Consider the following 24,510-nt stretch of genomic DNA (forward strand, 5'->3'; position numbering starts at 1 on the left):
ACAACGATACGCGGATGACTCAGGCAAACGTCAATGAATGGCAAACAGCACTGCTAACGCAGGTTGATCAACTCATCGAGTTGGCTAAGACGCGCTTACCTGCAAAACAACAACCCATTATCCGCGGTCCTGAATACTGGCAACGTTTTGCTAAACATCACTACGTACGCGCTGCTGATTTACTTAAGTCAGAGCAAGGGTTTGAAGCAGCAAAACACTTTCGCCGGGCGGCTTTATTCGGACACAGTAAGGCCATGTTGTATTTAGGCCAGATGTTTTTACAAGGTAAGGACTTACCTGAAAGTGTCTTTCATGCTTGTTGTTGGCTGACTTTAGCCGATCGCGCAGGGGAAGCTGAAGCTGAAAAGATTATTGATAATTTGATTCACCAGCTTACGGCCAGACAGCTGAACAGCGCCCGCCAGCTTGCAGCTGAGCGCTTTGAGCAAATTTGTGATGCCAGCTTCGATGTACATGGTTTATAACTTAAGGTAACCACAACTGAGTCTTTTCACGCAGCTTGCCGGTAGCCACCCAATCCTGAAGCTGATCGGCCATCCGTTTTCCGGCATCAACCGCTTTTTCCCAGTAATCAATACGGGTCGCGGCATCCAGTTTCGCGAAATCTGTCCGGTCCGGAATTTTTCCGTAAGGCAGTGATTGTATAAAGTCATCCGATGGACTAATAAACACGACATTCGGCCATTTCTTTCCGGTCGTCCGTCGCCAACTTAAGCGCTTATCAAACCAACCAGGAATCGCCTCGCGATGAAAATGAGGATAAAGCACCAAGCCATTCACCTCAGAAAAATCCAGGTCAAAATGGTAATCGGTTACCCCCCCGTCACGATACGTTCCTGTCGGAGCGCCGGGAATATCAACGACGCCATCCAATACTAATGGTATGGAGCCGGTAGCGAGCAAAGCTTGTTGAAAGTTATTCTGCGTCAACTCAACGTGATGTGTGGGTAAATCTCGCCAGCCTTTAGAAAAACTAAGATCCGACTGAGGGTGGTGGAAAATAACCCGTTCATAGAACCGTCCTAGCCATCTGCGGTTAATGCTGTTAGCGAAAGCGGAGCTGAGTAAACCCAGCATCTGCTTTTTCGTTTCAGCAGCGGTCCACCCTCTGCAACGTGCAACAATGAAATGATGGCGAACCGCCGATTGCCCCAATATTTCGGTCACGGCCTGATCCGGAACATATTTAGCCAGTAGATCTTTCGCTTCACTGGTAATTTCATTGCGGTCCGGTTTTGAGCTGTAAGTCTGGGTTCTGTATAAGCGACAGAATAAATCACTGGCCGCCACCGGATCCTGCTGGCCCAGTGCCGCGAAACGCCAGGCCCCTGCCGAGGTTCCTAAAGTATTTAACGGTTCTTTCTTACCCTTAAAAAACTCACCGAACATCCACTTATCAAGCCCCTGCAGAACAAACCACTTAGGACCGCCGGAAGCACCTAACAACAACCCCACATCATCGGCGCTCAGCCCTTGTTCCTGAATATGCTGATAAGCCGAGGATCCGGCTTTTATGTTAATCCAATCCGTCATACAACTTTCCCTGGCTTATAATTGTCGTTTTCTCTCGGCGAGTAACCCCAGCAAGAACAATATTCCAACCGTACTGATCGCTAACAAATGCAGCGGAATAAGACTTAACCAACCGGCTAAAACAGGTGTAAACCAAACCGTCAACCAACCGTAACCAAAAGCACAAACTACGATAAACACTAAAGTTCGAAAGACAAAGTGCCAGTGCGCCACTTGTCGTCTCACCATTCGGTTCACTTCAGCGCCATAAATAACCAATAATGTCGCAACAATCACCATGGCTAATTCGTAAAAATGTGGGCGAATCATGAGGCCCAAATTATTTAATACGTTTTGCACGCTAATACCCCTATTAAAACCACCGCCAGAGTATACGAATTTTCTGCCGTGTTCGCATCCCAAGTTTGTGCTTTGCTGTGTTATCCTAAAAGGATAAAAAGCTCATTTATAGGACGTTTTATGAAAATCATTTCATTCAATATCAATGGTATACGTGCACGGTTACACCAACTACAAGCTCTAATCGATAAACATCAGCCCGACATTATTGGTTTGCAGGAAACCAAAGTACACGATGACCAGTTTCCGTTAAAAGATGTAGAAGCTATGGGTTACCACGTGATTTTTCACGGTCAGAAAGGACATTACGGAGTGGCAATGCTCAGTAAAAAGCCACTGGAAAACCCACAATTTGGTTTTCCTTCTGACGACGAAGAAGCACAGCGCCGAATGATTATGGGTGACTACCCGCTGGCTGATGGCACTCGTGTGCGCATCCTCAACGGCTACTTTCCACAAGGTGAAAGTCGTGACCACCCAACAAAGTTTCCCGCAAAAGAAAAGTTCTATCAGGACTTAATGAGCTACCTGGATAACGACCTTTCACCGGAGCAGCCCGTTATCGTTATGGGTGACGTGAATATTTCACGTATCGATTTAGACATTGGTATTGGTGAAAACAACGCAAAACGTTGGTTAAAAACAGGCAAATGCAGTTTCCTGCCAGAAGAACGAGAGTGGATGCAAAAGCTGATGGGTTGGGGCTTCACCGATACCTATCGTCAACTGAACCCGGATGTGGATAACCAGTTCAGCTGGTTTGACTACCGTTCTCGCGGCTTTGATGACAACCGCGGGCTACGCATCGACCTGATTCTGGCGACCAAAGCACTGGCAGAACAGTGTGAAGACAGCGGCATAGATTATGAGCTTAGGGGAATAGAAAAGCCATCGGATCACGCGCCAGTGTGGTCTACCTTTAAAATCTAAAATGCACGTTGCCGTCGGTTGGGGTTAATGCTCTTCCGGCGGCAATGTTTCTAGTGCTTTGCGCAGAATAATCGCTAAATCCATGTATTCTGGCCCTTTTTTTCCTTGCGGCTGACACTCAACCCCTTGCGCCCGCAATTTATCTCTCAACTCTTTATACCAATACCTTAGTGAGGGTTTTAATTGTTGTCGCGCACGCCAACCAAGCCAATACAATCCCTGAAGCGGTAGGCTCAACATGATCAAAGAGAGCATCAGTCCCGGAGCAAGCTGTTCCTGAGGCATAAATTGCCAGGTGAGTGCAGCATTTAATACCGCTATACCCGGAATCCAGCTAATCGCTTTACGGGTCACCGGTATGATCCGCGACTCAGCCATAGCAGCCACGACTGAGTGATGAGGCCATTTATCGGCATACACCTTTCCATCTCTTAAAACCGCAAAAAATGAACGACTCATGATGACCTCTTTGACAAACCTGTTGTAATTATAAACGATTCCCTATCTATTGTACGATATTCACACTTTTAATATTGTCTTTATTATTCAACACCTTACACCCTTACAACCGTGTAGTGCACAAAGATATCCACAGTTAATGTGGATACAGTTGCACCCGAGCTTTAGCTTTGCCACTATACTACCTGAATTAGTCAGTAGCATGGTGTCAGTCGTGGCAACAAGTAAACTTCCCTCTCTTTATGCACCGGTAACTGGTCGAGTCATCGCAGCACAACCGACAGCCGCAGTATGCCAGCAAGGCCTGCTGGGACAAGGCATCGTCATAGAAATGACCGGGAGTACGTTATATGCCCCGGCAGATGGCGAACTCAACCATATCAGCAGTAGCGGCGATTACTTATCTTTACGCCTAAATGACACGTACTCTCTACAGTTAGTCACAGGTTCAGGCGATGCGTTCGGAACCCACCCGGCTTTGACTGTACTTTGCCGTGAACAGACTCAGGTTAAATACGGTGACCCTTTGGTTAAAATTAATCAATCGCTATTGCGCAGCTTAAAGCCGATACAACAGCGTCTTGCCGTGCTGGTCTGTGCGCCGGATTCTGCGCAACCGATTGAGCCTTTCGACTGGCTGCAACCTGGACTCATTACCGCCAAAGACAGTCCACTTATTACTTATTAACATCGACAGGAGCTGTATCTATGTTGCGCGTTTATGGCATAAAAAACTGCGACACCGTAAAAAAATCACTGAAATGGCTGGATAAACATGAGCTTGCTTATGAATTTATCGATGTTCGCCAACAGCCATTACAAAAAGAAACCGTCAGTGCCTGGTTACAAAAACTACCGGCGGAGTCGCTGCTGAACAAGCGCAGCACCAGCTGGCGCAACCTGCCAGATGAACAAAAAGCGCTTGAAGACGCCAATGCCATAGCGGAATTAATTGCCGAACAACCGACACTATTCAAACGTCCACTGGTTCAGTCCGGTCAGGCCGTTCACTGCGGTTTTAATGAAAAACTCTGGAGCGAACGCTACTTATGAGTTCAGAAACATTAAAGCTTGCTTATGAGTTGATTTCCCGTCCTTCAATTACACCGGAGGACGAGGGTTGTCAGCAGCTTATCGGTGAAAGACTTGCTGCCTTAGGGTTTGAACTTGAATCCATGATTTTTGAGGATACGACCAATTTGTGGGCGCGGCGTGGTCAGGATCGTAAGCTGTTTTGTTTCGCCGGACACACCGATGTAGTTCCTCCCGGCGACGTCAACGACTGGCAGTTTCCGCCCTTTCAGCCAACCCTGCATGACGGCTACTTATATGGTCGCGGCGCCGCTGATATGAAAGGCAGCCTGGCAGCCATGATCACCGCAACAGAGCGATTTATTAAAGACTATCCAAATGTGGATGCTGACATTGGATTCCTCATAACCAGTGACGAAGAAGGCCCGTTTATTAACGGCACCAAGCGGGTAATAGAAACACTGCAGGAGCGTGACGAACAGATTGACTGGTGTATTGTCGGCGAGCCTTCCAGTACCGAAATCTTGGGCGACATTGTTAAAAATGGACGCAGAGGCAGCCTGACCGGCGATTTAACCGTGTTAGGAATACAAGGTCACGTTGCTTATCCACATTTAGCAAAAAACCCGGTACATGATCTTGCGCCGGCGCTGAGTGAGTTGATTAATGAAGAATGGGATCAAGGCAACGACAGTTTTCCGCCAACCACCTTTCAGGTGTCAAACATTCAAGCCGGCACAGGAGCCGGCAATGTGATTCCCGGGCGTATTGATACCCAATTCAACTTTCGCTTCTCCACCGAGCTGACAGCCGAAAAGATTAAACAACGCGTTGAAGCCATACTGGATAAGCATTCGTTAAACTACAACTTACAATGGAAGCTTAACGGACCGCCCTTTTTGACCGACTCAGGCGCCTTGGTTGAAGCCGTTCAATCTGCTATCGAACATGAATGTGGATTTTCTACTACCCTATCTACTGCCGGAGGCACATCCGACGGACGCTTCATTGCGCCAACCGGTGCTCAAGTAATTGAACTTGGGCCCGTTAATGCAACCATTCATAAAGTGAACGAGTGCGTCAAAGCCAGTGACCTGGATAAACTCAGCGAGGTTTATTATCGCTGTATGGAGAAACTTCTATGTTAAGCAACACAGAGCTTACGGGCGCCTGTGAAACGCACTTAACGGCGGTAGACGGACATAAGCTTCACCCTGATGCCGCGCACGCTTATCTCGCTATGCAGAAAGCCGCAGTCGCTCATGGACTTGAGCTCGCTATTGCCAGCGGCTTCCGTTCACTGGACAGACAGTTGTCCATCTGGAACAGAAAATGGAGAGGCAAGTTGCCTTTGTTGTCGAAGCAAGGTGAACCGCTGGATGTTTCGACTTTAACCGACACCGAAAAAGTGCACGCTATTTTGCATTGGTCTGCGTTACCCGGCAGCAGCCGCCACCACTGGGGAAGTGACTTCGATATCTATGACCCGCGCCCGTTCCAAAGCAATGAACTTAAATTGCGTTTAGTACCAGCAGAATATATCGACACGGATGGCCCTTGCCACAACCTTTGGCAATGGTTAACTCAACATGCACATGAAAATGGCTTTTTCTTCCCTTATGCCCGCTATCAGGGAGGCGTTGCACAGGAGCCCTGGCACTTAAGCTATCGCCCGGTTTCGCAAAAATGCCAACAGCAACTGAAGCTTGAATTACTGGCCGAAACCATTAATTCTATCGCTATCGAAGGTAAATCCATTATTCTGGATAACCTGGCACAAATTAAAAGCCAGTACATAGATACAATTACGGAGGATGACGGATGGACGAATATATGGTGTGGTTACTGATATTATTAGTTCTTGGAGTCATTATCAGTAATATTATGGTGCTAAAATATACGGCTAAATTTAAATGGCCAGGCACGAAGTCGCCTAAAACTAAAGACGACTCCGAGCAGGATCCTGATACTAAAGATTAGTCTAGTTGCACACCCAAGCGCTTGGCCACTTCACGATAGGCTTCAACGACACCACCTAACCCCTGGCGGAACCGATCTTTGTCCAGCTTCTCACGAGTTTCGGCGTCCCAAAGACGACAACCGTCAGGAGTGAACTCATCACCCAGCATGATTTCACCATCAAATACGCCAAACTCAAGCTTGTAGTCGACCAACAATAAACGCGCATCCGCAAACAAGGCCTTTAATACCTCATTGACTTTAAAGGTCAGCGCTTTCATCTTCTCAATTTGCTCTGCAGTTGCCCAGCCAAATGCCTGAATATGATATTCATTGACCATAGGGTCGTGCAATGCGTCATTTTTCAAAAAGAACTCGAATGTTGGTGGGTTAAGCTCTTTACCTTCTTCAACGCCTAAGCGTCTTACCAAAGAGCCTGCAGCGACATTACGGATAACGCATTCAACCGGAATCATATCGAGCTTTTTAACTAAAGACTCGGTATCACTTAAGCGCTCATCCAGTTGTGTCGGAATACCGGCTTCTTCCAGCTTTGCCATAATAAAGTGGTTAAATTTATTATTTACCATGCCTTTATCATCAAGCTGTTCTACCTTTTCGCCATCGAATGCTGAAGTATCATTACGAAACTCCAGGATCAGACGGTTAGGATCGTTAGTATGGTAGACCGTCTTTGCTTTGCCCCGATACAGTTCACTGCGTTTTTCCATGAATCTTTCCACTCGCACTTAAGTTAAAGTTGGCTTTGCTGTTTAACAGCATTCTTAAAGGCTTCAAACACTTGATTAACCCACTCATCCGAAACAATTTCATCGTCCTGATAAACGGTCACCGATGTATCTTCACCGTCTTCCAGTAACCGGAACTCGTACTCACCCTCAGCAATGCCAAGATCGTCGTAGTCATCTCCGCCAATGAACATAAAGCCGCTGCTAGGTTCGCTATACTCAACAAAGTAAGTTCCCGTTTCGCGGTTCAAGTCTTCAACTTCAAACCCGATATCTTCGAGAGCGAGGTTAACCAATGGCCAGGCTTGTTCAAAATCATCTTCAACGATGAACACAGAGTGGCCTTCAGTTGCTTTTGACAGGCGAGTATCAATTCCTTCCGCTTTTTCTCGAGCAACAGCTAATTGCTGCTTCCGGTTAACTTCCGAAATAACAGCATTGAGTAAATCCGTTTCCAGATTTCGCACAACCAAGGGCGCAACTTGTTTTTGTTCACCGTCAATAACCTGAGTAAACTCATTAACATCGACACGCAAAGCTGTGCTGCGCTGATGAGACTCCGTTTCCTGACTCAACTCATAGCGAAAGGTTCTTTCACGAGTACTATCACTCTCCCCGCCAAAACCAAGAAAACCGCCCTCACCATCAACACTTTGTTGCACGGTCATTTGCTCAGTAACCCAGCGGTTTTCATCAACTTTTTCCCATTCAATATTGCGACGCTCTAAAACATCAATGGTTGCCTGACGAACAAACTCAGTAACTGAGTCGCCCATACCGTCAACAATATCAAAATAAACGCGGGTCTCTGTTTCTGTTTCTAAAACCCGACTACCCAAGCCGATAGGACGAACCTGCTGGGGCGCAGTAATGTTCACTCTTTTCCCGATAGGAGCTGGAGCAATGTCAGTATCAGGAATTCGATATTGATCGCCCGTTTCCGGCTCGTCCAGATCTCCTGGAATATTCAGTGTTGCGGTAGGCTGAATATTGACGTATTCAAACCCTCCGCTCGCTCGTTCTTTTTCTACCGACGAACAACCTGTTACGACTACGGCAGCTACGCCCATCCACGCAAGGCGAGACAATTTCATTACGACTCCTGAATATTCAATAGGTTTGCTTGCTGCAATACTGACTCAATCAATTGTTGATTTTTTTCTTCCGGAGGTGTCAGTGGCAGACGATAATTTGCACTAACCCAGCCCATCAAAGCTAAAGACCATTTAACAGGAATTGGGTTAGATTCGACAAATAACATATTATGTAAGGGCTCAAGCTCGGCATCCAACTGGTTAGCTCGATCGGTATCGCCAGAAACAGCAGCCGTTACCATTGCTTTCACTTTAGCAGGTACAATATTAGCCGTTACGCTGATAACGCCATGACCACCAGCCAACATAAACTCGCGTGCCGTTGGGTCATCGCCGCTTAACAGGATAAAGTCATCGCCACAGCGTTGTTTTAGTTCCTGTACGCGACGGACATCACCAGTAGCTTCTTTAACGCCAATAACATTGTCAATTTTTGATAATTGTTCGATTACGTCCGGCGTCATATCAAGACTGGTACGACCCGGAACATTATAGAGAATCTGGGGTTTATCAGTGACATCTGCACAAGCTTGATAATGTGCAATAAGACCAGATAAAGAAGGTTTATTGTAGTATGGCGTTACATTCAAAAAGCCGCTTACACCAGCCTGAGTCATTTTCTCAGTAAGTTGAACTGCCTCGCTCGTTGAATTTGAGCCGTTACCAGCAATAATATCAATACGTCCTGCGCTCAGTTCGACCATCGCATTAACGACATCAATATGTTCTTCATGCGTTAAGGTTGTTGACTCCCCTGTTGTGCCAACCGCTACAATAGCGTCTGTACCCGCTTCGCAATGTTTATTGACCAGAAACTCAAGTTCACTGTAATCAACATTGCCATATTTTGTAAAAGGGGTAACTAAAGCGACAATACTGCCCTTAAGCATACATTCTCCAAGTCCTAAATTGGGGCTCCAATGGTAATGCCAGCCCCGACGAAACACAAGTGATAGGAACGTAACTTGCCAAGAAGGTTCCGTAAACTTTTTGCCAGTATGGCATTTTCCAAGACGGCATCTGTCCGCTATGATGTTGGCACTGTTAACTAAGTTCCAGGAGAATGCAATGCAGACACTACAACAAGGCGATAAGGCGCCTGATTTTACTTTACCCGATGCGAACGAGAACTCAGTGACTTTATCTGAGTTACTCAAAGAAAACCGGGTACTGGTCTACTTCTATCCTAAAGCGATGACGCCAGGCTGCACTGTGCAGGCACAAAATTTACGTGACAACCGCAAGCAACTGGAAGATTTCAATGTTGTGTCCGTCGGCATTAGCCCGGATGCGCCTAAACGTTTAGCAAAATTTACTGACAGAGATGAACTGAACTTTACGCTGCTGAGCGACGAAGATCACAAAGTGGCTGAAGATTTTGGTGTCTGGGGCCTGAAAAAATTTATGGGCAAAGAATACGACGGTATCCACCGTATTAGCTTTTTGGTAGAACAGGACGGAACCGTTTCAAAGGTGTTCGATAAATTCAAAACTAAAGAACACCACGATGTTGTGTTAGACCACCTTAAGCAGGCTTAAACTAAGAGCAAACACCGCGTTACAGCGGTGTTTGCTCTTCCGCTTTATTGCCTGTACCGCTGTCCCAGGCTGTTAATACGGCTTTCACCAGGCTCGCCAGAGGAATGGCAAAAAATACTCCCCAGAATCCCCAAATACCACCAAAGATTAATACTGCGCCGATAATATAGACCGGGTTTAAACTAATGGCTTCAGAGAACAGCAATGGCACTAGCAAGTTCCCGTCTAACGCCTGAATAACCAGGTAAGCCACCGTGACCCATACAAATGGTGCGGTTGGGCCAAACTGAAATAAGGCCACCAAAACAACCGGAATGGTCGCTACCGCGGCGCCGATATAAGGAATTAAAACAGACAAGCCAACCAAAATGGAAAGCAACGCCGAATAGCGCAAACCAAACAGGCTGAACGTGACAAAAGTCACTACCGCGACCACAACCACTTCAATGGCTTTACCGCGGATGTAATTCATAATCTGCAGGTTCATTTCCTGCCCTACCTGCGAAATTAACTGACGGTTTGATGGCAGCAAACGGCTAAAATGAGCAACCAAAACGTCCCGGTCTTTTAGCATAAAGAAGATGAGTAGCGGCACCACAATTAAATAAACCAGCATCGCCATCAAATTAACGATAGAAGTTAACGAGACCGTTAATAGGTTTTCCCCCAGACCAACGACCCGTCTTTTCATTTCCTGAGTAAATTCGTTAATTTGGCTGTCATCAACAATTGTCGGGAACATTTCAGGCAATTTATGAAGCCAAATTTGTAAGTTGGTCACCATATCTGGCAACTCCTGGATCAACGTGGTGCTCTGCTGCCAAATGACCGGAACCAAAGTCAGTAAGCCTATGAGCATTAACGCCAGGAATAGCGAGAACGTGATAATAGTAGCGGCAAGCCGGGACAATCCTAATTGCATTAACCGCATAACCGGCCAGTCCAGCAAATACGCCAGGGAAATGGCGATTAACAATGGCACTATCAAACTGCCAAAAAGCACAATGACAAGTACAGTAACCACCAGTAACAGAAACAATGTTACCGCATTAGGGTCTGCAAATTTCCGTCGATACCATTGTTGAATGTATTCCCACATAACCGTAGTCTCTTTGTCTTCGTTAACGTGATAATATCAGTCCTTGCAATCTTTCCATAACCCCATAGAGTAAAAAGGAACTAAAGATTAAAATTTGGTTCTTAAGAGAAGATTAAATCTGTTTCATTTAGCCAATGAGTCGTTGATGTCCGCCAAAACAATACACTTTTTTATCGCTTGCCTCTTCACCTTTACACTAAGCTTTAGTGCTGCAAGCAGCGCTACTCAGGATCGTCAGCGCTTACCCGAAATAGGTACCACCGGTGCTGCCTTCATGAGTATTGAACGCGAACAGGTAGTTGGCGACTTTTATATGCGTCAGGTTCGCTCGCAGGCACCTATCATTTACGATCCTGTGCTAGACAGTTATCTAAACAGTCTTGGTCAGCGCCTGGTAAGAAATACCGGCGGTGTTCGTTACCCCTTTAATTTCTTTTGGATAAACAATAAAGAAATAAATGCCTTTGCCTTTATGGGAGGCTATGTTGGTGTGCATACAGGGTTAGTCAACGAAGCCCGAACCGAGTCAGAGCTTGCTGCAGTGCTGGGACACGAAGTTGCGCACGTTACTCAACGTCATATTGTTCGACGCATGCAAGAGCAGCAACGCAGTATGCCAATGACTATTGCGGGTATTATTGGCTCGATTCTCCTCGGCATGGCAAATCCTGAAGCCGGCGCAGCCGGTATTTATGCCACTATGGGTATGACCGGACAATCGCAAATTAATTACACCCGCATGTATGAGCAGGAAGCTGACCGCATAGGCCTTTCTGTGTTGCTGGCTGCGGGCTTTGATCCTAGAGGTGCGCCCGACTTTTTTGGGCGACTGGCAGAAAAATACCGTTATGTGAGCAAGCCACCTGAAATGTTAATGACGCACCCCTTACCTGAGTCTCGTATAGCCGATACACGCGCTCGTGCGGAGAGTATGAGGCCGGTCGATGTGCCGCCAAGCCTTGACTTCGCATTAGCAAAAGCCCGGATTCAGGCACGCTATATTGGTAACAGTACACAGAGTGACTTTGAATCGATGCGTTCAAGTCGTAATGCAATTAATCAACAAGCGGGACAATACGCGCTAGCAATACGGGCATTGGATAACGGTCATACTGATTTAGCCCATGAATTAATGCAGCCACTGCTAGAACGCGCGCCGAACAACCCTTTTTATATCGATGTTCAAACCGATATTTTGCTTGCAAAAGAGGACTATGAAACGGTTTTAAATTGGTTACGCGGTAAGTATATCCAGCAGCCAACCGAGCCTGTCATTACACTTAACTTTGCAAACGCCGCACTCAAGGCCAGAGATACCGCGCTTGCTGAAAAGTTATTACGAGACTTTTTACTTCAGCAGCCAAACCATGCGCTGGCACTCGACCTTTTAATACAAGTTTACGAACGCGGTGGCAAACGCGCAGCTATGTACGAGACTCGTGCTGAAGCGCTTGCGTTACGGGGAAATTTTCAACTGGCAATTGACCAGTTGCATACCGCGCATAATCATACTGACAACGACCTGACCCATAAACGACTTAACGCACGTATCGATCAGATTCGAAACATGGAGCAGCAAGTTCAGTCGTTAATGTGAGTTCACAGCGTTTTCCAGTGACTCTAAGTCCTGCTCGCCCATCAATGGTCCTTTGATACTGCCATCCGGCTTAATCACGTAAGTCGCGGGTAGCATCTGAGGACGCTGAAAAGGAAATCGCGGGGCCGGATCCATAAGCGCCAGTTGAAATTCAATACCATGACGCTGCTTAAGCTCCGCAAGCTCACTATTCGACATTGGGTCAAAACTGACCCCGATTAACTCAACGTTTTCAGCCTTATGCTCATTAAACTCATTGAGTTCCGGAAGTTCTCGCAAACAAGGAGCACACCACTCCGCAAAATAATTCACAACCACGGTTTTACCTTCAAGCTCCGACCAGCGGAAGGCTTTATTTTCATCGGTAACCACATCAGGCTTTGGTGAACAGGCCGTTATCAATACAGCCGCGGCCGCGCAGACTAGCGTTCTCAATTTCATTCCTTACCTCAATTACGTTACTATTAACGGATACACAGATACTACAAGGTACGATACTCATGAGCCAAGTAACAATTTATCATAATCCGCGTTGCTCTAAATCAAGACAGACTCTGGAACTGCTCAAAGACAATAATGTAGAGCCAGAGATTGTCGAATACCTTAAGACACCGCCTAACGCCACAGAGCTAAAAGACATTCTGGGCAAGCTAAACCTTTCTGCAGATCAGCTTATGCGCAAAAAAGAAAACATTTATAAGGAATTAGGGCTGGCAGGTACCAGTAATGAAGATGAGTTAATTACGGCTATGGTCAACAACCCGAAACTCATTGAGCGCCCTATCGTTATTCAGGGTAATAAAGCCGCTATTGGCCGTCCTCCCGAAGCCGTACTGGACATTCTCTGATGACCCGCGTTGTTATTCTCTATTACAGCCGTAATGGAGCGACACAACTGCTTGCCGACGCCATAGCCGAAGGTGTGACAGCCGCAGGCGGCGAAGCCATTTTGCGCAGCGCCGGGCACGGCAGCAATGCCGTTAGCGACAGAGATCTCGAAATTGAGAACGCTGACCTGGAGGCCTGCGATGCACTTATTCTTGGTAGCCCTACGCGCTTCGGCCATATGGCTTCAAGCTTGCAAAAATTCTGGGAAGGCACTTCACGTGAATGGTTGCAGGCAACCCTAACCGATAAGCCCGGCGCGGTGTTTACTTCTTCCAGTTCATTACACGGTGGTCAGGAATCCACGTTATTAACGTTGGCACTGCCCTTAATCCACCATGGTATGATGTTGGTCGGCATCCCTTACTCAGAGCCAGCACTGCACCAGACGAAATCAGGAGGGTCGCCTTATGGCGCCAGTCACCATGAGCACAGCAATAAATTAACTGAGCATGAGCGTCAATGCGCTATCGCATTAGGCAAACGAGTAACAGACGCCGCTTCAAAGCTCTCATCATAGGATCTATCAATGCCAACATCCCCACGTTTTTATCGCTGGTTAACGCAAGTTTGCTATTGGCCTTTACTGATTTTAGTTGCGCTTTGGCACGGAGTACCAACCGATGCGCCCGGCACGCTGCCAGTTTATATTGCGCTATTCTTATGGGTATTGCCCCTGCTCTTTCCCCTGCACGGGCTAGTTAAAGGCAAACCTTATACACACGCCTGGACCAATTTTATTCTGATGTTTTACTTCCTGCACGGTTTAACGGTGGTTTATACGCATCCGGATGAACGACTTTGGTCAATACTGGAACTGATATTGACCACTGGTGCTTTCATTGGCGCAACAGGATATGCGCGTTACCAGGGCCGCGCGCAAGGTCTGGGACTGAAGAAGTTAAAAGACTACGACTAAATTTCGAGAACCTGCTTAACAAACGGAATTGTTAAGCGACGTTGGTAAGTAATAGAAGCCTGATCAAGCTCATTTAACGCTTTCATCAAATCACGCATTGAGCGACCTAAACGCTGCGTCATGAAAGCCGCGACATCATTCGGAAGTTCAAGCCCGCGCCACTGTGCCCGCAAAATTAACGCGTTAACTTTTTCTTCATCACTCAATGGCTGCAACTGAAACCCGGTTGCCCACTGAAAGCGGGATTGTAAGTCCGGCAAAATAACCTCGGTCTGAGCCGCAGACTGCTTCGCAGTCATGATCAGTCGCGTCGACTCATTATCGGTTACACGGTTAATGAGCGAAAACAATTCAAAACTCCAGCTCTGCTCAAAAGTGACGGTATCAATATCATCCAGACAAATGAGATCGGCTTGATCCATCCCCTGTAGCACTGCCGTTGGATCAGCATGTGCCAGTTCTCTCAAAGGTAAATAAGCAATACGTTGCTCTGGTTTTACCGATGCAATCACACTGTGCATTAAGTGGCTTTTACCAACACCACTGGCACCGGATAACCAGGTTAATTGTTGGCTCCGCTTTAACGGAGGTTTCGTTTCCGGTAGCCCTTCCAGCCAACTTAATAAAGTTGAGTTATCGCCGGTCAGAAAGGTTGAAAATATTTCGTCATCCGGTAACTGTACGGCTAATGGCAACTGCTGTGGCGACATCAGCGATTCTCGTTCCAGCGATAAACAGGTATCTCAGCTTCTCTGGCTGCGACAAACGGCCCAACTTCCTGAGACACCAGTCGCCCATCCAAGTTAATCGCCTGCAGTATTTGATCAACTGGACCGTTAACCACAATTTCAAATTCGCTCAGCGATTGCGAGTAAGTCAGTAAACGCACTTCCCGCACCGAAACAATACTTTTCAAAAAAGTCTCCAGTTCCAAAACACGACTTAAACTGGCTAACTGCTCGACCTTTACCGTCATGGTATTACGAACATTTTCATCACCCGCGGTAAGACTGTATTTTTGCGACAGTTTTGTCATTAACTGTTCAATTAACGGTTCCGCCAGCCAGTCCGGACTGGTTGCCGTCACTTCGCCAGAAAAGCGGTCATCCCCTACTTCCACAAACCAGTTTAAACTCCAGGGTTCTTCATTACCCTCTTGGCGAATAATTCGTCCAACCAATAAACCATCGGTACCATAACGTTCAGTACTGGTTCTGACCGGATCGAGAAACCGTCCCCAGACATCCATAGCACTGATGGTGAAGTTGTCAGTTAGGTCCATTAAAGGCAATTGAATTGGAATACTGTATTGACGCGCAAAGAACTTCAACTGCTGGGTAAAAACAGACTCACTGTTACTATCAATAATAATCCGTTGGCCGTTATTATTCTCCTTTGCTATCCACAACATCAATTGAGGACGGCGGCTGCCCCAATAAGGTAATTGATGCTCAGCAAGTAAAGCACGTAATTTCGTACCATCAAAAGTGGCCGTCAACGTACGTTGCCCCTCGTTTTCGCTATATCCGTATTGAACCAGGTAGTTGTTAACATCACGCTTTGCCCGTTTAACCGCTTCATGCTGTACCGACTCGCTCTGCCCGGTTAACTTGGTAATAACACGGTCAAAAGCTTTACCAATTGCTTGCTGCCGATGAGAAGCGCTCTGCGAATCAACCTCGACTTCTGCTGCATACAAATTGTCAATCAACCGCGCTTGGGCCTCGCTGGCTGAAAAGAACGCCAACAGCAAAAGTAAACCGGTAGCAATGTAATGAATCTGGAACTTTGACATGTCATTATCCAAATAAGACTTTGAGAGCATATTAAACAGCCAGATAGCGAACAGCAAGTAACAACTTGTGGATAAGCTTGTGGGAATCTCCACTAGGAAAATAAAGCCACTAAAGGTAGTATTGCGGCAAACGGACGAAGAGTGACAAAGGCATGCTAAAACAACAACTTCGAGGTATCAGTTCCTTACTTGGCAGTATCAGTCTAATTGGCGTCTGCGTCGGCATGACCAGTACCTTATTAAGTCTGCGCGCCACGATTGAAGGTTTCGGCACTCTCGTTACCGGTTTTATCATGTCGGCCTATTTCATCGGCTACCTGTTTGGTTCTACCCGTGCGCCAAAAGACATTCGCCGCGTTGGCTATATTCGATCATTTGGTGGTCTTGCAGCACTTGCAGCTTTCAGTATTTTAATGCAGGCCATATGGGTCGATCCCATTGTCTGGTTTGTCATGCGTTTTATTACTGGCTTTGCCATTTCCGGTATTTTTGTCATTGTAGAAAGCTGGCTGAATACCATGGCAGACAACCGCAGTCGCGGTACGCTACTGTCCATTTACCTGGTCATTATTTACACTGGTCTTATTGTTGGTCAGCTTATTTTGGGTGTTGCCGATCCGGCTGGCTTCGTTGCCTTTGCCATTGTCGCGTTATTGATTAACCTGGCACTTATACCGATTCTGGTCAGCGTGACAGCCGAGCCAACAACTCACGAAAACCGTAAAGTACCGGTTTCACTGTTGCTGAGAACCGTACCTCTCGGTGTGGTAAATGCCTTTATCATGCAGGCCTGTTACGCCATGTTTTATGGTATTGGGCCCATGTATGCGTCTTATATCGGCCTTAGTGTCGTGCAAATCACTTTCTTTATGGCCGCATTCATTGCCGGGGGCTTAGTATCGCAAGCACCTTTTGGCCTGTTGTCGGATCGAATCGATCGCCGCTTTGTCATTGCCATATGCGCCGCTGGTGGTACGTTGACCGCTGTCGCTCTGTCGCAACTTGATGCATCAAACGCTATTTTCATCTATTTGAACGTGGGTCTGTTAGGAGCGTTTATTTTACCCTTGTACTCACTGGGCATGGCGCACACAAACGACTACCTCGAACGCGATCAAATGGTGGGGGCAACGGGGGCAATCATTAAAATTGGTGGCGCTGGATCTATTATCGGTGCGCCGGCCGTTGCAGCATTAATGCAGTTTGGGGCAATTAACTACTTCTTTTTATTGCTGGCAACACTCACCGCCATGGTCGGTTTCTACTCGCTGTATCGCATTACCCGCCGGGCAAAAGCAGAAGACCAGTTACACAGCAACTTTGCCATACTGGCGCCGTCACAAACCTCTGATGAGCTATTAACATCAATGGCTGAGGAAGCGCCTGAGTCAGAAGAAGAGGACGACGAAGAAATGGAGTCCAACGCCGTCCTTCGTTAACTGACTAATCTGCCAGCAGGTCATTCACCCAAGTGGTGGCCTGCGCCAGAATGTCATCTAAATGCTGCTCGCTGACAAAGCTTTCCGCGTAGACTTTGTAAACCGGCTCTGTGCCTGAGGGTCTTGCAGCGAACCAGCCGTTATCGGTGGTCACTTTAATACCGCCAAACTGTGCCCCGTTACCCGCCGCTTTCGTGGATATCTCTGAAACAGTATCACCCGCCAGTTCTGATAGTTTCACTTTATACGCGCGAATGTCTTTAAAGCGAGCGTTTTTATCGGTACTGGAAACGGTATCAACCCGGCGATAATAAGCCGTGCCGTGTTGCTGGCATAAGTCATCATAATACTGCCCCGGATTTTTCCCGGTTTTCGCCAATATCTCTGCCGCCAGCAACGCCATCACAATACCGTCTTTATCCGTAGTCCAGGTGTTTCCTTTGCGATCCAGTAAGGTTGCACCAGCACTTTCCTCTCCAGCAAACGCAATACTTTGCTCAGCGAGCCCTTTCGCAAACCATTTGAAGCCAACCGGAACTTCCATCAATGGTCGTTCATTTGCGCTTACCACACGATCAATCATAGCGCTGGATACGAGCGTTTTACCGATGGCAATCCCTTTGTCCCAACCACGATTTTTGCATAAGTAATCTATCGCAACCGACAAATAGTGATTCGGATTCAGCAGACCATGTGTAGGAGTCACTATACCGTGACGGTCGTAGTCCGGGTCATTGCCAAAAGCTAAATCGTAGTTGTCTTTCAGCTCAAGCAAACTGGCCATAGCAAACGGCGAGGAGCAATCCATCCGAATTTTGCCGTCTTTGTCCAAGGGCATAAATGCGAAGGTTGGGTCAACAACGGCATTACGAACCTCAATCGATAAGTTGTAATGCTCAGCAATTTGCTGCCAATACTTAGCCCCTGAACCGCCCATGGCATCAACCGCCAGCGTCAGTTTTGCTTCCTGAATAGCTGACATATCAATGCAGTCTTCAAGCTGGCTAATATACTGCGCGCGCCAGTCTACAAAAGTCAGTTTAGGATGCTGTAAGACATCTTCGCTCTCGCAAGTGTTCACACCGACCAAACCGGATGATAACAACGCATTCGCGTACTTCTCTATGGTTCGGGTAACATCGGAGTCCGCTGGTCCGCCGTGCGGAGGATTATATTTAAAGCCGCCATCTTCCGGGGGGTTATGCGACGGTGTAATAACCACACCATCTGCTTTCGTTTTGTGATCGCGGTTCCACTCAATAACCGCACGGCTTAATACCGGCGTCGGGGTATAGTCGTGCTCGGTTTGTACCTGGACCTCTATACCGTTACCAATAAACACGTCCAGAGCGCTGATGTAAGCCGACTCTGACAACGCGTGAGTATCTTTAGCCACCATAATCGGCCCGGTAATGCCCTGCTCTTCACGGTAAGCGCAAATGGCCTGAGCAATTGCCAGAATATGAGCTTCATTAAACGAACGCTTCAATGAACTGCCGCGATGACCCGATGTACCAAAGCTGACTTTTTCTGCCGCCTTGCGCGGATCCGGCTCGTAAACATAATAGGCACTGGTGAGTTGCGCTATATTCGTCAGATCATCGGCCTGTGCCAGCTGACCTGCTCGCTCGTGATTCGCCATTATAAAAAGTCCCTAATCTTTTCTGCATCTACTGAATCATAGCCCAGCTTTTCTGCCACTTGAGTCAGCATGGATTTTTTCTTTGTGGTATTGGTATTGGTAATAACCCAAAAAGGCGAGTCCGGTATTTGCTTCGGGTTAGTACTGTTACCTGAGGTCAACAAAGCTTCTTCTGATCGGGCAAAATACTGGCGGTCACGCCCGCGAATATCCAACACTTGCGAGAACTCGTTGGAGTGGCAACGATATAGCATGCTCAAAATATAAAGAAAACGTGCTACCACGCTTTTTTGAATACGCACATCTTGCTCATTAAGGCGGTTAAAAACCGACTCAGTTTCTACACTTTTGCTTTCGACTTTAGGTTCACTGCTATTTACATCAAGCAACCGGCGCAGAATATCCGACGCGCTTTCACCTATTTGTCTGGTGTGGCTTGCAATGTGCGCGTATAAGTCATCGTCAATGTCAATCCGCTTCATTGTTGACTTTCTACCTCTAAAATTTGAAAGGTTGTGCTTTGTCACTTGCAACGCCCCGACAAAGCCTTGAAAATATACATCAAAGTTTATCACTAAAGGCGGTTCGATGGCAGACTCTTCCTTGTTGAATCACGAAACACTTGGCACCGAAAACAATCCGGCTATCATCATTATTCATGGACTGTTTGGCGACAAAGACAACCTAAAGAGCGTCGCCCGCGAGTTGTCTGAAGATTACTACTGTATCTTACCGGACACTCGTAACCACGGTGACTCGTTTCACAGTGACACTATGACTTATCCGGCTATGGCAGAGGACATCATCAACCTGGCCGACACCCTAAACATTAAGCAGTTTGCTGTGCTGGGTCACTCCATGGGCGGCAAAATCGCCATGGAAATCTGCATAAAGGCGCCTGAACGAGTCACCTCAGCCATATTCGCTGACATATCGCCCGCCGCTTACGATGGCACTCACGACAGCATCATGGACGCACTTTCAGGGCTGAATTTAAACCAGATAAAAAGTCGGGGTGATGCAGACAAGCAGTTAGCCGATAAAATTTCAGAAAAAGGTGTGCGTCAATTCTTACTCAAGAACCTGAAAAAAACCGACAACGGCTATCAATGGCGGCTTAACCTTGAAGGATTAAAGCAAAACTACGAGCAAATTTCAGCTGCTGTCAGTAAAGGTCAATATGAAGGTCCGGTGCTTTTTATCAAAGGCGGTAATTCAAACTACCTGACCGAAAAACACCAGCAAGAAGTCAGCTCGCGTTTCAACACTGCTGCAGTAAAGATAATCGAAGATGCGGGTCATTGGTTGCACGCCGAGAAGCCACGAATATTCAACCGCCTTGTGCATGAGTTTCTGGCTCAGTAATCTCGCCAGTAGCGCAGCTTTATGGTAATCTAGGCGCCGTAAAAAAGCAGCCCGAGCGATGCGTATCAGCGAGGTTAAGCCGTATGTTAGCTGAGTATTACGAACAAATTGAAGTTTTGGTCACCAATTTTACGCTGGCCATACTATTCTTACTCATAGGCTTAGCTATTCGTGACGTGTTGAAGCGCTCAGCCGTGCCCAAGTTTGGACAGATTATTGTTTGGGCGGTACTGTTTCTTGGCTGCTTTGGATTTATTGCAAAAGGTATTATTCAGGTGCTCTGGGAGTCCGGAGTTTAACCCAATTAATAATTTACGCCGCTGAGTGGCAATCCATTCAGTATTGTTTGTTCGTATAACTAGGTGAAAATTGATTTATGGCAACTGTTGGAATTTTCTTTGGAAGCGACACCGGTAACACCGAAGCCGTCGCTCAGATGATTCAGAAAGAGCTGGGTAAAAAACTTGTCGACGTTAAAGACGTGGCTAAATCCAGTAAAGAAGATATTGCCAGTTATGACCTACTACTGTTCGGTATTCCGACGTGGTATTACGGCGAAGCTCAGTGCGATTGGGACGACTTTTTCCCCGAACTTGAAGAGATTGACTTCACCGATAAGCTCATTGCTATTTTTGGCTGTGGTGATCAGGAGGATTACGCTGAATACTTCCTGGACGCTATGGGCATGGTGCGTGATATTGTCGAAGCACGAGGCGGCATCATTGTTGGTCACTGGCCAACCGAAAGTTATAATTTTGAGGCTTCCAAAGGCATGGCAGACGATAACCACTTTGTCGGCCTGGGTATTGACGAAGACCGCCAACCAGAGTTAACCAAAGAACGGGTTAGCAAATGGTGCCAGCAGGTTTATGAAGAAATGTGTCTGGCAGAACTGGCAAGTGACAGCTAATACAGGGTATGCTGTTGTACATGTTTAACTGAGATACGAATCATTATGGCGAGTAACGACGAACAGCTAAAAAAAGCAGGACTCAAAGTAACTTCACCACGGATGAAGATTCTGGAAATTCTAAAACAACCAGAAAACCAACACATCAGCGCTGAAGACGTCTATAAAATTCTGCTGGAACAAAAAGATGAAATTGGCCTGGCTACCGTGTATCGGGTACTAAACCAGTTTGATGACGCTGGTATTATTACTCGCCACCATTTTGAAGGTGGACGCTCGGTATTTGAATTAAGCGCAAAACATCACCACGATCATTTGGTGTGTTTAACCTGCGGACACGTCTTTGAATTTGAAGATGACGTCATTGAAGACCGTCAGGATAAAGTGGCCGCAGCCAATAAAATTAAACTGACTAACCACAGCTTGTATCTATACGGCGAATGTCAGCGCGGCGAAAGCTGCGAATACAAAGCCGCTGCTGAGGCAGACTAATGGCTCTACGCTGGCTCATATACGGGGCATACGGTTATTCGGGCAAGCTTATTGCCCATCAGGCAAAAAAACGTGGTTACCAACCCATTTTAGCCGGCCGTAACGAAGACACCCTTGAGCCAGTTGCCCGTCACCTGAACTTTCAGTACAAAGCCTTTTCGCTGGACAGCATTGATAAGGTGAAACAGCAATTAGAAGATGTCGATCTTGTCATCAATTGCGCAGGCCCGTTTAGCCAAACAGCGGCCCCTCTTATTCAAGCCTGTATCGATACCAAAACTCACTATTTAGACATTACCGGCGAGATAGACGTATTCGAGTACGCTCACTCGATGGACAAAGCCGCGCGCGAAGCCGGCATTGTTATTTGTCCTGGTGTTGGGTTCGATGTAATTCCCACAGACTGTATCGCCGCGCGGCTCAATGCCCAAATGCCGGAAGCCGAGCACCTGGCCTTAGGTTTTGATTCCGGTTCACGCATGAGTCGAGGTACAGCCAAAACCAGTATTGAGCGTTTAGGCCGTGGAGGCGCTGCTCGCATTAACGGACAAATTACTGATGTCCCGCACGCCTGGCACTCCCGCTGGATTGACTTTGGCAATGGTGAAAAATACGCCATGACCATTCCCTGGGGCGACGTTTCTACCGCCTACTACACCACGGAAATACCTAATATTGAAGTGTACATACCGGCCAGTCCGCGCTCAGTAAAAAAGATGCGTCGGATGAACTGGTTCCGTTGGGTATTTAACTTGAGATGGGTCCAGGCGAAATTAAAGAAAAAGCTGGAATCACAGCCTGCCGGCCCTGAAGAAAAAGAGCGGAAAAACAACCCAACTTACGTCTGGGGTGAAATTACCGACGCTAAAGGCAATAAGAAAAGTATGCGGGTAAAAGTGAAAAACGGCTATTCGCTAACCGCCGAAGGTGCGGTTGAGTTAGCCGTTCATACCTTAAGCCAGAAACAGTCAGGGGGCTTTTACACCCCCTCGCGTTTATACGGCGCTAAGCTACTGGACCAATTTACGATTCAGTAGTTTGCTGCTGTTCTATTTTCGCCCAGCTGTCGCGTAAGCCAACTGTTTGGTTGAATATCAAACGCCCTTCTGTCTCAGCATCTTGATCCAGGCAATAGTAGCCCAAGCGCTCAAACTGGAAATTCTCCGCCAGTTTTGCATTCGCCAGGTTCGCTTCCACAAAGCCTTTCTTAATAACCAGAGACTCAGGGTTCAGCGTCGAGAATAAGTCTTCCTCTGCAGCCGGGTTAGGTACCTGGAATAAACGGTCATACACACGGAACTCGGCTTCTTTCGCTGTTTCAGCCGAAACCCAGTGAATCACCCCTTTTACTTTACGACCATCCGCCGGGTCTTTACCCAGAGTGTCAGCATCGTAATGGCAGTAAATGGTCTGAATTTCACCGTTATCGTCTGTTTCTACCCGGTCGGCACGAATAACGTAGGCATTACGTAAACGCACTTCTTTATCCAACACCAGACGCTTAAACTTCTTGTTAGCCGACTCACGGAAGTCTTCCCGTTCAATCCAAATTTCGCGACTAAAAGTCACCTGGCGCGAGCCCATTTCCGGATCGTTCGGATGGTTTGGCGCGTCCAGCAATTCCTGTTCACCTTGCGGGTAGTTTTCAATAACAATTTTAACCGGGTCCATCACCGCCATAGCGCGGGGGGCATTGGCGTTCAGGTCGTCACGGATGCAGGCTTCCAGCATGCTCATTTCTACCTGATTATCCATTTTTGTCACACCAATCCGGCGACAGAATTCACGAATTGAGTCTGGCGTATAACCACGGCGACGCAAACCCGCCACACTGGCAACGCGCGGATCATCCCAGCCAGTCACTTTGTTTTCTTCTACCAGCGTATTAATAATACGCTTGCTCATCACCGTGTATTGCAGGTTAAGGCGCGAGAATTCAATTTGCTGCGGATGGCAGTCAATGCTGATGTTATCCAGCACCCAGTCGTACAACCGACGGTTGTCCTGGAACTCGAGCGTACACAACGAGTGCGTAATGCCTTCCAGCGCATCCGAAATACAATGGGTGAAGTCGTACATTGGATAAACGCACCATTTATCACCCGTCTGGTGATGATGCACAAAGCGCACACGATAAATAACCGGATCGCGCATACACATAAACGGCGAGCTCATATCAATTTTTGCCCGTAATGCCGCGGTACCTTCTTCATGCTTACCTGCTGTCATGTCAGCAAAGTGCTTTAAGTTCTCTTCCACAGAAGTATCACGGTATGGGCTATTCACACCCGGCTCTTTCAGGGTACCGCGCATTTCACGCATTTTATCCTGCGGGCTGAAATCAACGTAAGCCAGGCCTTTTTCAATCAGCTCAACCGCAAATGCATGCAGTTGATCAAAGTAATTAGAGGAATAGCGTGGTTCGCCTTCCCAGTGATAACCCAACCACTCCACGTCTTTTTTAATGGAGTTAACATAGTCCACTTTTTCTTTCAGTGGGTTGGTGTCATCAAAACGCAGGTTACAGGTGCCGTTATAGTCTTCGGCAATACCGAAATTCAGCACTATCGATTTGGCATGGCCAATATGAAGGTAACCATTAGGTTCCGGAGGAAAACGGGTATGTACGGTAGAGTGCTTACCACTGGCCAAATCTTTATCAATGATTTGACGAATAAAATTACTGGGACGTGAATCAGTATCAGCCATGAA

General features: G+C 47.1%; 31 protein-coding genes. 18 read left to right on the forward strand and 13 right to left on the reverse strand.

Annotated elements, in window-relative coordinates:
* Positions 1 to 14 precede the first annotated feature (14 nt).
* Positions 15 to 485, forward strand: coding sequence for an SEL1-like repeat protein (locus tag CWI78_RS01455; RefSeq protein WP_126779553.1), 471 nt, complete (start codon positions 15 to 17; stop codon positions 483 to 485).
* Position 486: 1 nt separating this feature from the next.
* Here CWI78_RS01455 and CWI78_RS01460 read toward each other — a convergent pair whose 3' ends face one another.
* Both CWI78_RS01460 and CWI78_RS01465 read right to left on the reverse strand, forming a co-directional pair.
* A complete protein-coding gene (locus CWI78_RS01460; RefSeq protein ID WP_126779555.1) occupies positions 487 to 1,554 on the reverse strand; it encodes an alpha/beta hydrolase in 1,068 nt (355 codons plus the stop codon).
* 15 nt (positions 1,555 to 1,569) lie between these two features.
* Entirely contained in the window at positions 1,570 to 1,893 is a 324-nt protein-coding gene (locus CWI78_RS01465; RefSeq protein ID WP_126779556.1) for a DUF3392 domain-containing protein, read from the reverse strand.
* A 120-nt stretch (positions 1,894 to 2,013) separates the two neighbouring features.
* Here CWI78_RS01465 and xthA point away from each other — a divergent pair, with 120 nt between their 5' ends.
* Positions 2,014 to 2,823: an exodeoxyribonuclease III gene (gene xthA / locus CWI78_RS01470; RefSeq protein WP_126779558.1), complete on the forward strand. Its 810-nt coding sequence runs from the start codon at positions 2,014 to 2,016 to the stop codon at positions 2,821 to 2,823.
* A 24-nt stretch (positions 2,824 to 2,847) separates the two neighbouring features.
* Here the strand turns inward: xthA and yfbV are convergent, their stop codons facing one another.
* Positions 2,848 to 3,282, reverse strand: a complete 435-nt coding sequence (gene yfbV / locus CWI78_RS01475) for a terminus macrodomain insulation protein YfbV (protein WP_126779560.1) — start codon at positions 3,280 to 3,282, stop codon at positions 2,848 to 2,850.
* Positions 3,283 to 3,496: 214 nt separating this feature from the next.
* Between yfbV and CWI78_RS01480 the strand changes: the two genes are divergently transcribed.
* From CWI78_RS01480 to CWI78_RS12925, 5 genes are read left to right on the forward strand one after another with little or no spacing between them, the layout of a single operon-like run.
* Positions 3,497 to 3,970, forward strand: a complete 474-nt coding sequence (locus tag CWI78_RS01480) for a PTS glucose transporter subunit IIA (RefSeq protein ID WP_244213048.1) — start codon at positions 3,497 to 3,499, stop codon at positions 3,968 to 3,970.
* Positions 3,971 to 3,990: 20 nt separating this feature from the next.
* Complete coding sequence (locus CWI78_RS01485; protein WP_126779564.1) at positions 3,991 to 4,335, forward strand: arsenate reductase; 345 nt, start codon at positions 3,991 to 3,993, stop codon at positions 4,333 to 4,335.
* Complete coding sequence (gene dapE / locus CWI78_RS01490; RefSeq protein ID WP_126779566.1) at positions 4,332 to 5,462, forward strand: succinyl-diaminopimelate desuccinylase; 1,131 nt, start codon at positions 4,332 to 4,334, stop codon at positions 5,460 to 5,462. The genes CWI78_RS01485 and dapE overlap by 4 nt, the downstream gene beginning before the upstream one ends.
* On the forward strand, positions 5,456 to 6,163 hold the full coding sequence (locus CWI78_RS01495) for a M15 family metallopeptidase (RefSeq protein ID WP_126779568.1): 708 nt from the start codon (positions 5,456 to 5,458) through the stop codon (positions 6,161 to 6,163). The genes dapE and CWI78_RS01495 overlap by 7 nt, the downstream gene beginning before the upstream one ends.
* 35 nt (positions 6,164 to 6,198) lie before the next feature.
* Positions 6,199 to 6,294, forward strand: coding sequence for a hypothetical protein (locus tag CWI78_RS12925; protein WP_244213062.1), 96 nt, complete (start codon positions 6,199 to 6,201; stop codon positions 6,292 to 6,294).
* Here the strand turns inward: CWI78_RS12925 and purC are convergent.
* From purC to dapA, 3 genes are read right to left on the reverse strand one after another with little or no spacing between them, the layout of a single operon-like run.
* Positions 6,291 to 7,004: a phosphoribosylaminoimidazolesuccinocarboxamide synthase gene (purC, locus tag CWI78_RS01505; RefSeq protein ID WP_126779572.1), complete on the reverse strand. Its 714-nt coding sequence runs from the start codon at positions 7,002 to 7,004 to the stop codon at positions 6,291 to 6,293. The genes CWI78_RS12925 and purC overlap by 4 nt on opposite strands.
* Positions 7,005 to 7,027: 23 nt before the next feature.
* On the reverse strand, positions 7,028 to 8,116 hold the full coding sequence (gene bamC / locus CWI78_RS01510) for an outer membrane protein assembly factor BamC (RefSeq protein WP_126779574.1): 1,089 nt from the start codon (positions 8,114 to 8,116) through the stop codon (positions 7,028 to 7,030).
* A complete protein-coding gene (dapA, locus tag CWI78_RS01515; protein WP_126779576.1) occupies positions 8,116 to 9,006 on the reverse strand; it encodes a 4-hydroxy-tetrahydrodipicolinate synthase in 891 nt (296 codons plus the stop codon). Before dapA ends, bamC begins: the two co-directional genes overlap by 1 nt.
* Positions 9,007 to 9,184: 178 nt before the next feature.
* Here dapA and bcp point away from each other — a divergent pair, with 178 nt between their 5' ends.
* Positions 9,185 to 9,655, forward strand: a complete 471-nt coding sequence (bcp, locus tag CWI78_RS01520; RefSeq protein WP_126779578.1) for a thioredoxin-dependent thiol peroxidase — start codon at positions 9,185 to 9,187, stop codon at positions 9,653 to 9,655.
* 19 nt (positions 9,656 to 9,674) lie between these two features.
* On the opposite strand, the gene CWI78_RS01525 is transcribed toward bcp, so the two are convergent.
* Positions 9,675 to 10,754, reverse strand: coding sequence for an AI-2E family transporter (locus tag CWI78_RS01525; protein ID WP_126779580.1), 1,080 nt, complete (start codon positions 10,752 to 10,754; stop codon positions 9,675 to 9,677).
* 145 nt (positions 10,755 to 10,899) lie between these two features.
* Between CWI78_RS01525 and bepA the strand changes: the two genes are divergently transcribed.
* Positions 10,900 to 12,351, forward strand: coding sequence for a beta-barrel assembly-enhancing protease (gene bepA, locus CWI78_RS01530; protein ID WP_126779582.1), 1,452 nt, complete (start codon positions 10,900 to 10,902; stop codon positions 12,349 to 12,351).
* Here bepA and CWI78_RS01535 read toward each other — a convergent pair.
* Positions 12,343 to 12,792, reverse strand: coding sequence for a TlpA disulfide reductase family protein (locus CWI78_RS01535; protein ID WP_126779584.1), 450 nt, complete (start codon positions 12,790 to 12,792; stop codon positions 12,343 to 12,345). The genes bepA and CWI78_RS01535 overlap by 9 nt on opposite strands.
* A 59-nt stretch (positions 12,793 to 12,851) precedes the next feature.
* On the opposite strand from CWI78_RS01535, the gene arsC reads away from it, so the two are divergent.
* From arsC to CWI78_RS01550, 3 genes are read left to right on the forward strand one after another with little or no spacing between them, the layout of a single operon-like run.
* Positions 12,852 to 13,199: an arsenate reductase (glutaredoxin) gene (gene arsC, locus CWI78_RS01540; protein ID WP_126779586.1), complete on the forward strand. Its 348-nt coding sequence runs from the start codon at positions 12,852 to 12,854 to the stop codon at positions 13,197 to 13,199.
* Positions 13,199 to 13,756, forward strand: coding sequence for an NAD(P)H-dependent oxidoreductase (locus tag CWI78_RS01545; RefSeq protein WP_126779588.1), 558 nt, complete (start codon positions 13,199 to 13,201; stop codon positions 13,754 to 13,756). Before arsC ends, CWI78_RS01545 begins: the two co-directional genes overlap by 1 nt.
* A 9-nt stretch (positions 13,757 to 13,765) precedes the next feature.
* A complete protein-coding gene (locus tag CWI78_RS01550; protein ID WP_126779590.1) occupies positions 13,766 to 14,155 on the forward strand; it encodes a DUF2069 domain-containing protein in 390 nt (129 codons plus the stop codon).
* Here the strand turns inward: CWI78_RS01550 and hda are convergent.
* The gene (gene hda / locus CWI78_RS01555) at positions 14,152 to 14,865 is read right to left on the reverse strand and encodes a DnaA regulatory inactivator Hda (protein ID WP_126779592.1); all 714 of its coding nucleotides are present in this window, start codon (positions 14,863 to 14,865) and stop codon (positions 14,152 to 14,154) included. The genes CWI78_RS01550 and hda overlap by 4 nt on opposite strands.
* On the reverse strand, positions 14,865 to 15,950 hold the full coding sequence (locus CWI78_RS01560; protein ID WP_244213049.1) for a DUF2066 domain-containing protein: 1,086 nt from the start codon (positions 15,948 to 15,950) through the stop codon (positions 14,865 to 14,867). The genes hda and CWI78_RS01560 overlap by 1 nt, the downstream gene beginning before the upstream one ends.
* A gap of 152 nt (positions 15,951 to 16,102) precedes the next feature.
* Here CWI78_RS01560 and CWI78_RS01565 point away from each other — a divergent pair, with 152 nt between their 5' ends.
* Positions 16,103 to 17,389: an MFS transporter gene (locus tag CWI78_RS01565; RefSeq protein WP_126779596.1), complete on the forward strand. Its 1,287-nt coding sequence runs from the start codon at positions 16,103 to 16,105 to the stop codon at positions 17,387 to 17,389.
* A gap of 4 nt (positions 17,390 to 17,393) precedes the next feature.
* Here CWI78_RS01565 and pgm read toward each other — a convergent pair whose 3' ends face one another.
* Positions 17,394 to 19,031 (reverse strand): phosphoglucomutase (alpha-D-glucose-1,6-bisphosphate-dependent), encoded by a 1,638-nt coding sequence (gene pgm / locus CWI78_RS01570; protein ID WP_126779598.1) that lies wholly within the window; start codon positions 19,029 to 19,031, stop codon positions 17,394 to 17,396.
* A complete protein-coding gene (locus CWI78_RS01575) occupies positions 19,031 to 19,513 on the reverse strand; it encodes a replication initiation regulator SeqA (RefSeq protein WP_126779600.1) in 483 nt (160 codons plus the stop codon). The genes pgm and CWI78_RS01575 overlap by 1 nt, the downstream gene beginning before the upstream one ends.
* A 106-nt stretch (positions 19,514 to 19,619) precedes the next feature.
* Between CWI78_RS01575 and CWI78_RS01580 the strand changes: the two genes are divergently transcribed.
* The 5 genes from CWI78_RS01580 to CWI78_RS01600 all read left to right on the forward strand — a co-directional run bounded on the left by CWI78_RS01580 (position 19,620) and on the right by CWI78_RS01600 (position 22,835).
* Positions 19,620 to 20,396 (forward strand): alpha/beta fold hydrolase, encoded by a 777-nt coding sequence (locus CWI78_RS01580; RefSeq protein ID WP_126779604.1) that lies wholly within the window; start codon positions 19,620 to 19,622, stop codon positions 20,394 to 20,396.
* An 83-nt stretch (positions 20,397 to 20,479) separates the two neighbouring features.
* Positions 20,480 to 20,695 carry a DUF2788 domain-containing protein gene (locus CWI78_RS01585; RefSeq protein ID WP_126779606.1) on the forward strand — a complete coding sequence of 72 codons (216 nt, stop codon included), beginning with the start codon at positions 20,480 to 20,482 and terminating at the stop codon, positions 20,693 to 20,695.
* Between the two features lie 77 nt (positions 20,696 to 20,772).
* Positions 20,773 to 21,306: a flavodoxin FldA gene (gene fldA / locus CWI78_RS01590; RefSeq protein WP_126779608.1), complete on the forward strand. Its 534-nt coding sequence runs from the start codon at positions 20,773 to 20,775 to the stop codon at positions 21,304 to 21,306.
* Positions 21,307 to 21,351: 45 nt separating this feature from the next.
* Positions 21,352 to 21,798, forward strand: coding sequence for a ferric iron uptake transcriptional regulator (fur, locus tag CWI78_RS01595; protein ID WP_126779610.1), 447 nt, complete (start codon positions 21,352 to 21,354; stop codon positions 21,796 to 21,798).
* On the forward strand, positions 21,798 to 22,835 hold the full coding sequence (locus tag CWI78_RS01600) for a saccharopine dehydrogenase family protein (RefSeq protein WP_126779612.1): 1,038 nt from the start codon (positions 21,798 to 21,800) through the stop codon (positions 22,833 to 22,835). Before fur ends, CWI78_RS01600 begins: the two co-directional genes overlap by 1 nt.
* Here the strand turns inward: CWI78_RS01600 and glnS are convergent.
* Positions 22,822 to 24,507 carry a glutamine--tRNA ligase gene (gene glnS / locus CWI78_RS01605; RefSeq protein WP_126779614.1) on the reverse strand — a complete coding sequence of 562 codons (1,686 nt, stop codon included), beginning with the start codon at positions 24,505 to 24,507 and terminating at the stop codon, positions 22,822 to 22,824. The two genes, CWI78_RS01600 and glnS, sit on opposite strands and share 14 nt — an antisense overlap.
* Positions 24,508 to 24,510: the final 3 nt, after the last annotated feature.

The sequence above is a fragment of the Idiomarina ramblicola genome, assembly GCF_003987255.1.
In the GTDB taxonomy this organism is placed as follows: domain Bacteria; phylum Pseudomonadota; class Gammaproteobacteria; order Enterobacterales; family Alteromonadaceae; genus Idiomarina; species Idiomarina ramblicola.

Excerpts from the sequence above, each read along its gene's own strand:
- CWI78_RS01455 (WP_126779553.1), top strand. The coding sequence starts at position 15 with ATGACTCAGGCAAACGTCAATGAATGGCAAACAGCACTGCTAACGCAG.
- CWI78_RS01460 (WP_126779555.1), bottom strand. The coding sequence starts at position 1,554 with ATGACGGATTGGATTAACATAAAAGCCGGATCCTCGGCTTATCAGCAT.
- xthA (WP_126779558.1), top strand. The coding sequence starts at position 2,014 with ATGAAAATCATTTCATTCAATATCAATGGTATACGTGCACGGTTACAC.
- yfbV (WP_126779560.1), bottom strand. The coding sequence starts at position 3,282 with ATGAGTCGTTCATTTTTTGCGGTTTTAAGAGATGGAAAGGTGTATGCC.
- CWI78_RS01485 (WP_126779564.1), top strand. The coding sequence starts at position 3,991 with ATGTTGCGCGTTTATGGCATAAAAAACTGCGACACCGTAAAAAAATCA.
- dapE (WP_126779566.1), top strand. The coding sequence starts at position 4,332 with ATGAGTTCAGAAACATTAAAGCTTGCTTATGAGTTGATTTCCCGTCCT.
- CWI78_RS01495 (WP_126779568.1), top strand. The coding sequence starts at position 5,456 with ATGTTAAGCAACACAGAGCTTACGGGCGCCTGTGAAACGCACTTAACG.
- CWI78_RS12925 (WP_244213062.1), top strand. The coding sequence starts at position 6,199 with ATGGTGCTAAAATATACGGCTAAATTTAAATGGCCAGGCACGAAGTCG.
- purC (WP_126779572.1), bottom strand. The coding sequence starts at position 7,004 with ATGGAAAAACGCAGTGAACTGTATCGGGGCAAAGCAAAGACGGTCTAC.
- bamC (WP_126779574.1), bottom strand. The coding sequence starts at position 8,116 with ATGAAATTGTCTCGCCTTGCGTGGATGGGCGTAGCTGCCGTAGTCGTA.
- dapA (WP_126779576.1), bottom strand. The coding sequence starts at position 9,006 with ATGCTTAAGGGCAGTATTGTCGCTTTAGTTACCCCTTTTACAAAATAT.
- bcp (WP_126779578.1), top strand. The coding sequence starts at position 9,185 with ATGCAGACACTACAACAAGGCGATAAGGCGCCTGATTTTACTTTACCC.
- CWI78_RS01525 (WP_126779580.1), bottom strand. The coding sequence starts at position 10,754 with ATGTGGGAATACATTCAACAATGGTATCGACGGAAATTTGCAGACCCT.
- bepA (WP_126779582.1), top strand. The coding sequence starts at position 10,900 with ATGTCCGCCAAAACAATACACTTTTTTATCGCTTGCCTCTTCACCTTT.
- CWI78_RS01535 (WP_126779584.1), bottom strand. The coding sequence starts at position 12,792 with ATGAAATTGAGAACGCTAGTCTGCGCGGCCGCGGCTGTATTGATAACG.
- arsC (WP_126779586.1), top strand. The coding sequence starts at position 12,852 with ATGAGCCAAGTAACAATTTATCATAATCCGCGTTGCTCTAAATCAAGA.
- CWI78_RS01545 (WP_126779588.1), top strand. The coding sequence starts at position 13,199 with ATGACCCGCGTTGTTATTCTCTATTACAGCCGTAATGGAGCGACACAA.
- CWI78_RS01550 (WP_126779590.1), top strand. The coding sequence starts at position 13,766 with ATGCCAACATCCCCACGTTTTTATCGCTGGTTAACGCAAGTTTGCTAT.
- hda (WP_126779592.1), bottom strand. The coding sequence starts at position 14,865 with ATGTCGCCACAGCAGTTGCCATTAGCCGTACAGTTACCGGATGACGAA.
- CWI78_RS01560 (WP_244213049.1), bottom strand. The coding sequence starts at position 15,950 with ATGTCAAAGTTCCAGATTCATTACATTGCTACCGGTTTACTTTTGCTG.
- CWI78_RS01565 (WP_126779596.1), top strand. The coding sequence starts at position 16,103 with ATGCTAAAACAACAACTTCGAGGTATCAGTTCCTTACTTGGCAGTATC.
- pgm (WP_126779598.1), bottom strand. The coding sequence starts at position 19,031 with ATGGCGAATCACGAGCGAGCAGGTCAGCTGGCACAGGCCGATGATCTG.
- CWI78_RS01575 (WP_126779600.1), bottom strand. The coding sequence starts at position 19,513 with ATGAAGCGGATTGACATTGACGATGACTTATACGCGCACATTGCAAGC.
- CWI78_RS01580 (WP_126779604.1), top strand. The coding sequence starts at position 19,620 with ATGGCAGACTCTTCCTTGTTGAATCACGAAACACTTGGCACCGAAAAC.
- CWI78_RS01585 (WP_126779606.1), top strand. The coding sequence starts at position 20,480 with ATGTTAGCTGAGTATTACGAACAAATTGAAGTTTTGGTCACCAATTTT.
- fldA (WP_126779608.1), top strand. The coding sequence starts at position 20,773 with ATGGCAACTGTTGGAATTTTCTTTGGAAGCGACACCGGTAACACCGAA.
- fur (WP_126779610.1), top strand. The coding sequence starts at position 21,352 with ATGGCGAGTAACGACGAACAGCTAAAAAAAGCAGGACTCAAAGTAACT.
- CWI78_RS01600 (WP_126779612.1), top strand. The coding sequence starts at position 21,798 with ATGGCTCTACGCTGGCTCATATACGGGGCATACGGTTATTCGGGCAAG.
- glnS (WP_126779614.1), bottom strand. The coding sequence starts at position 24,507 with ATGGCTGATACTGATTCACGTCCCAGTAATTTTATTCGTCAAATCATT.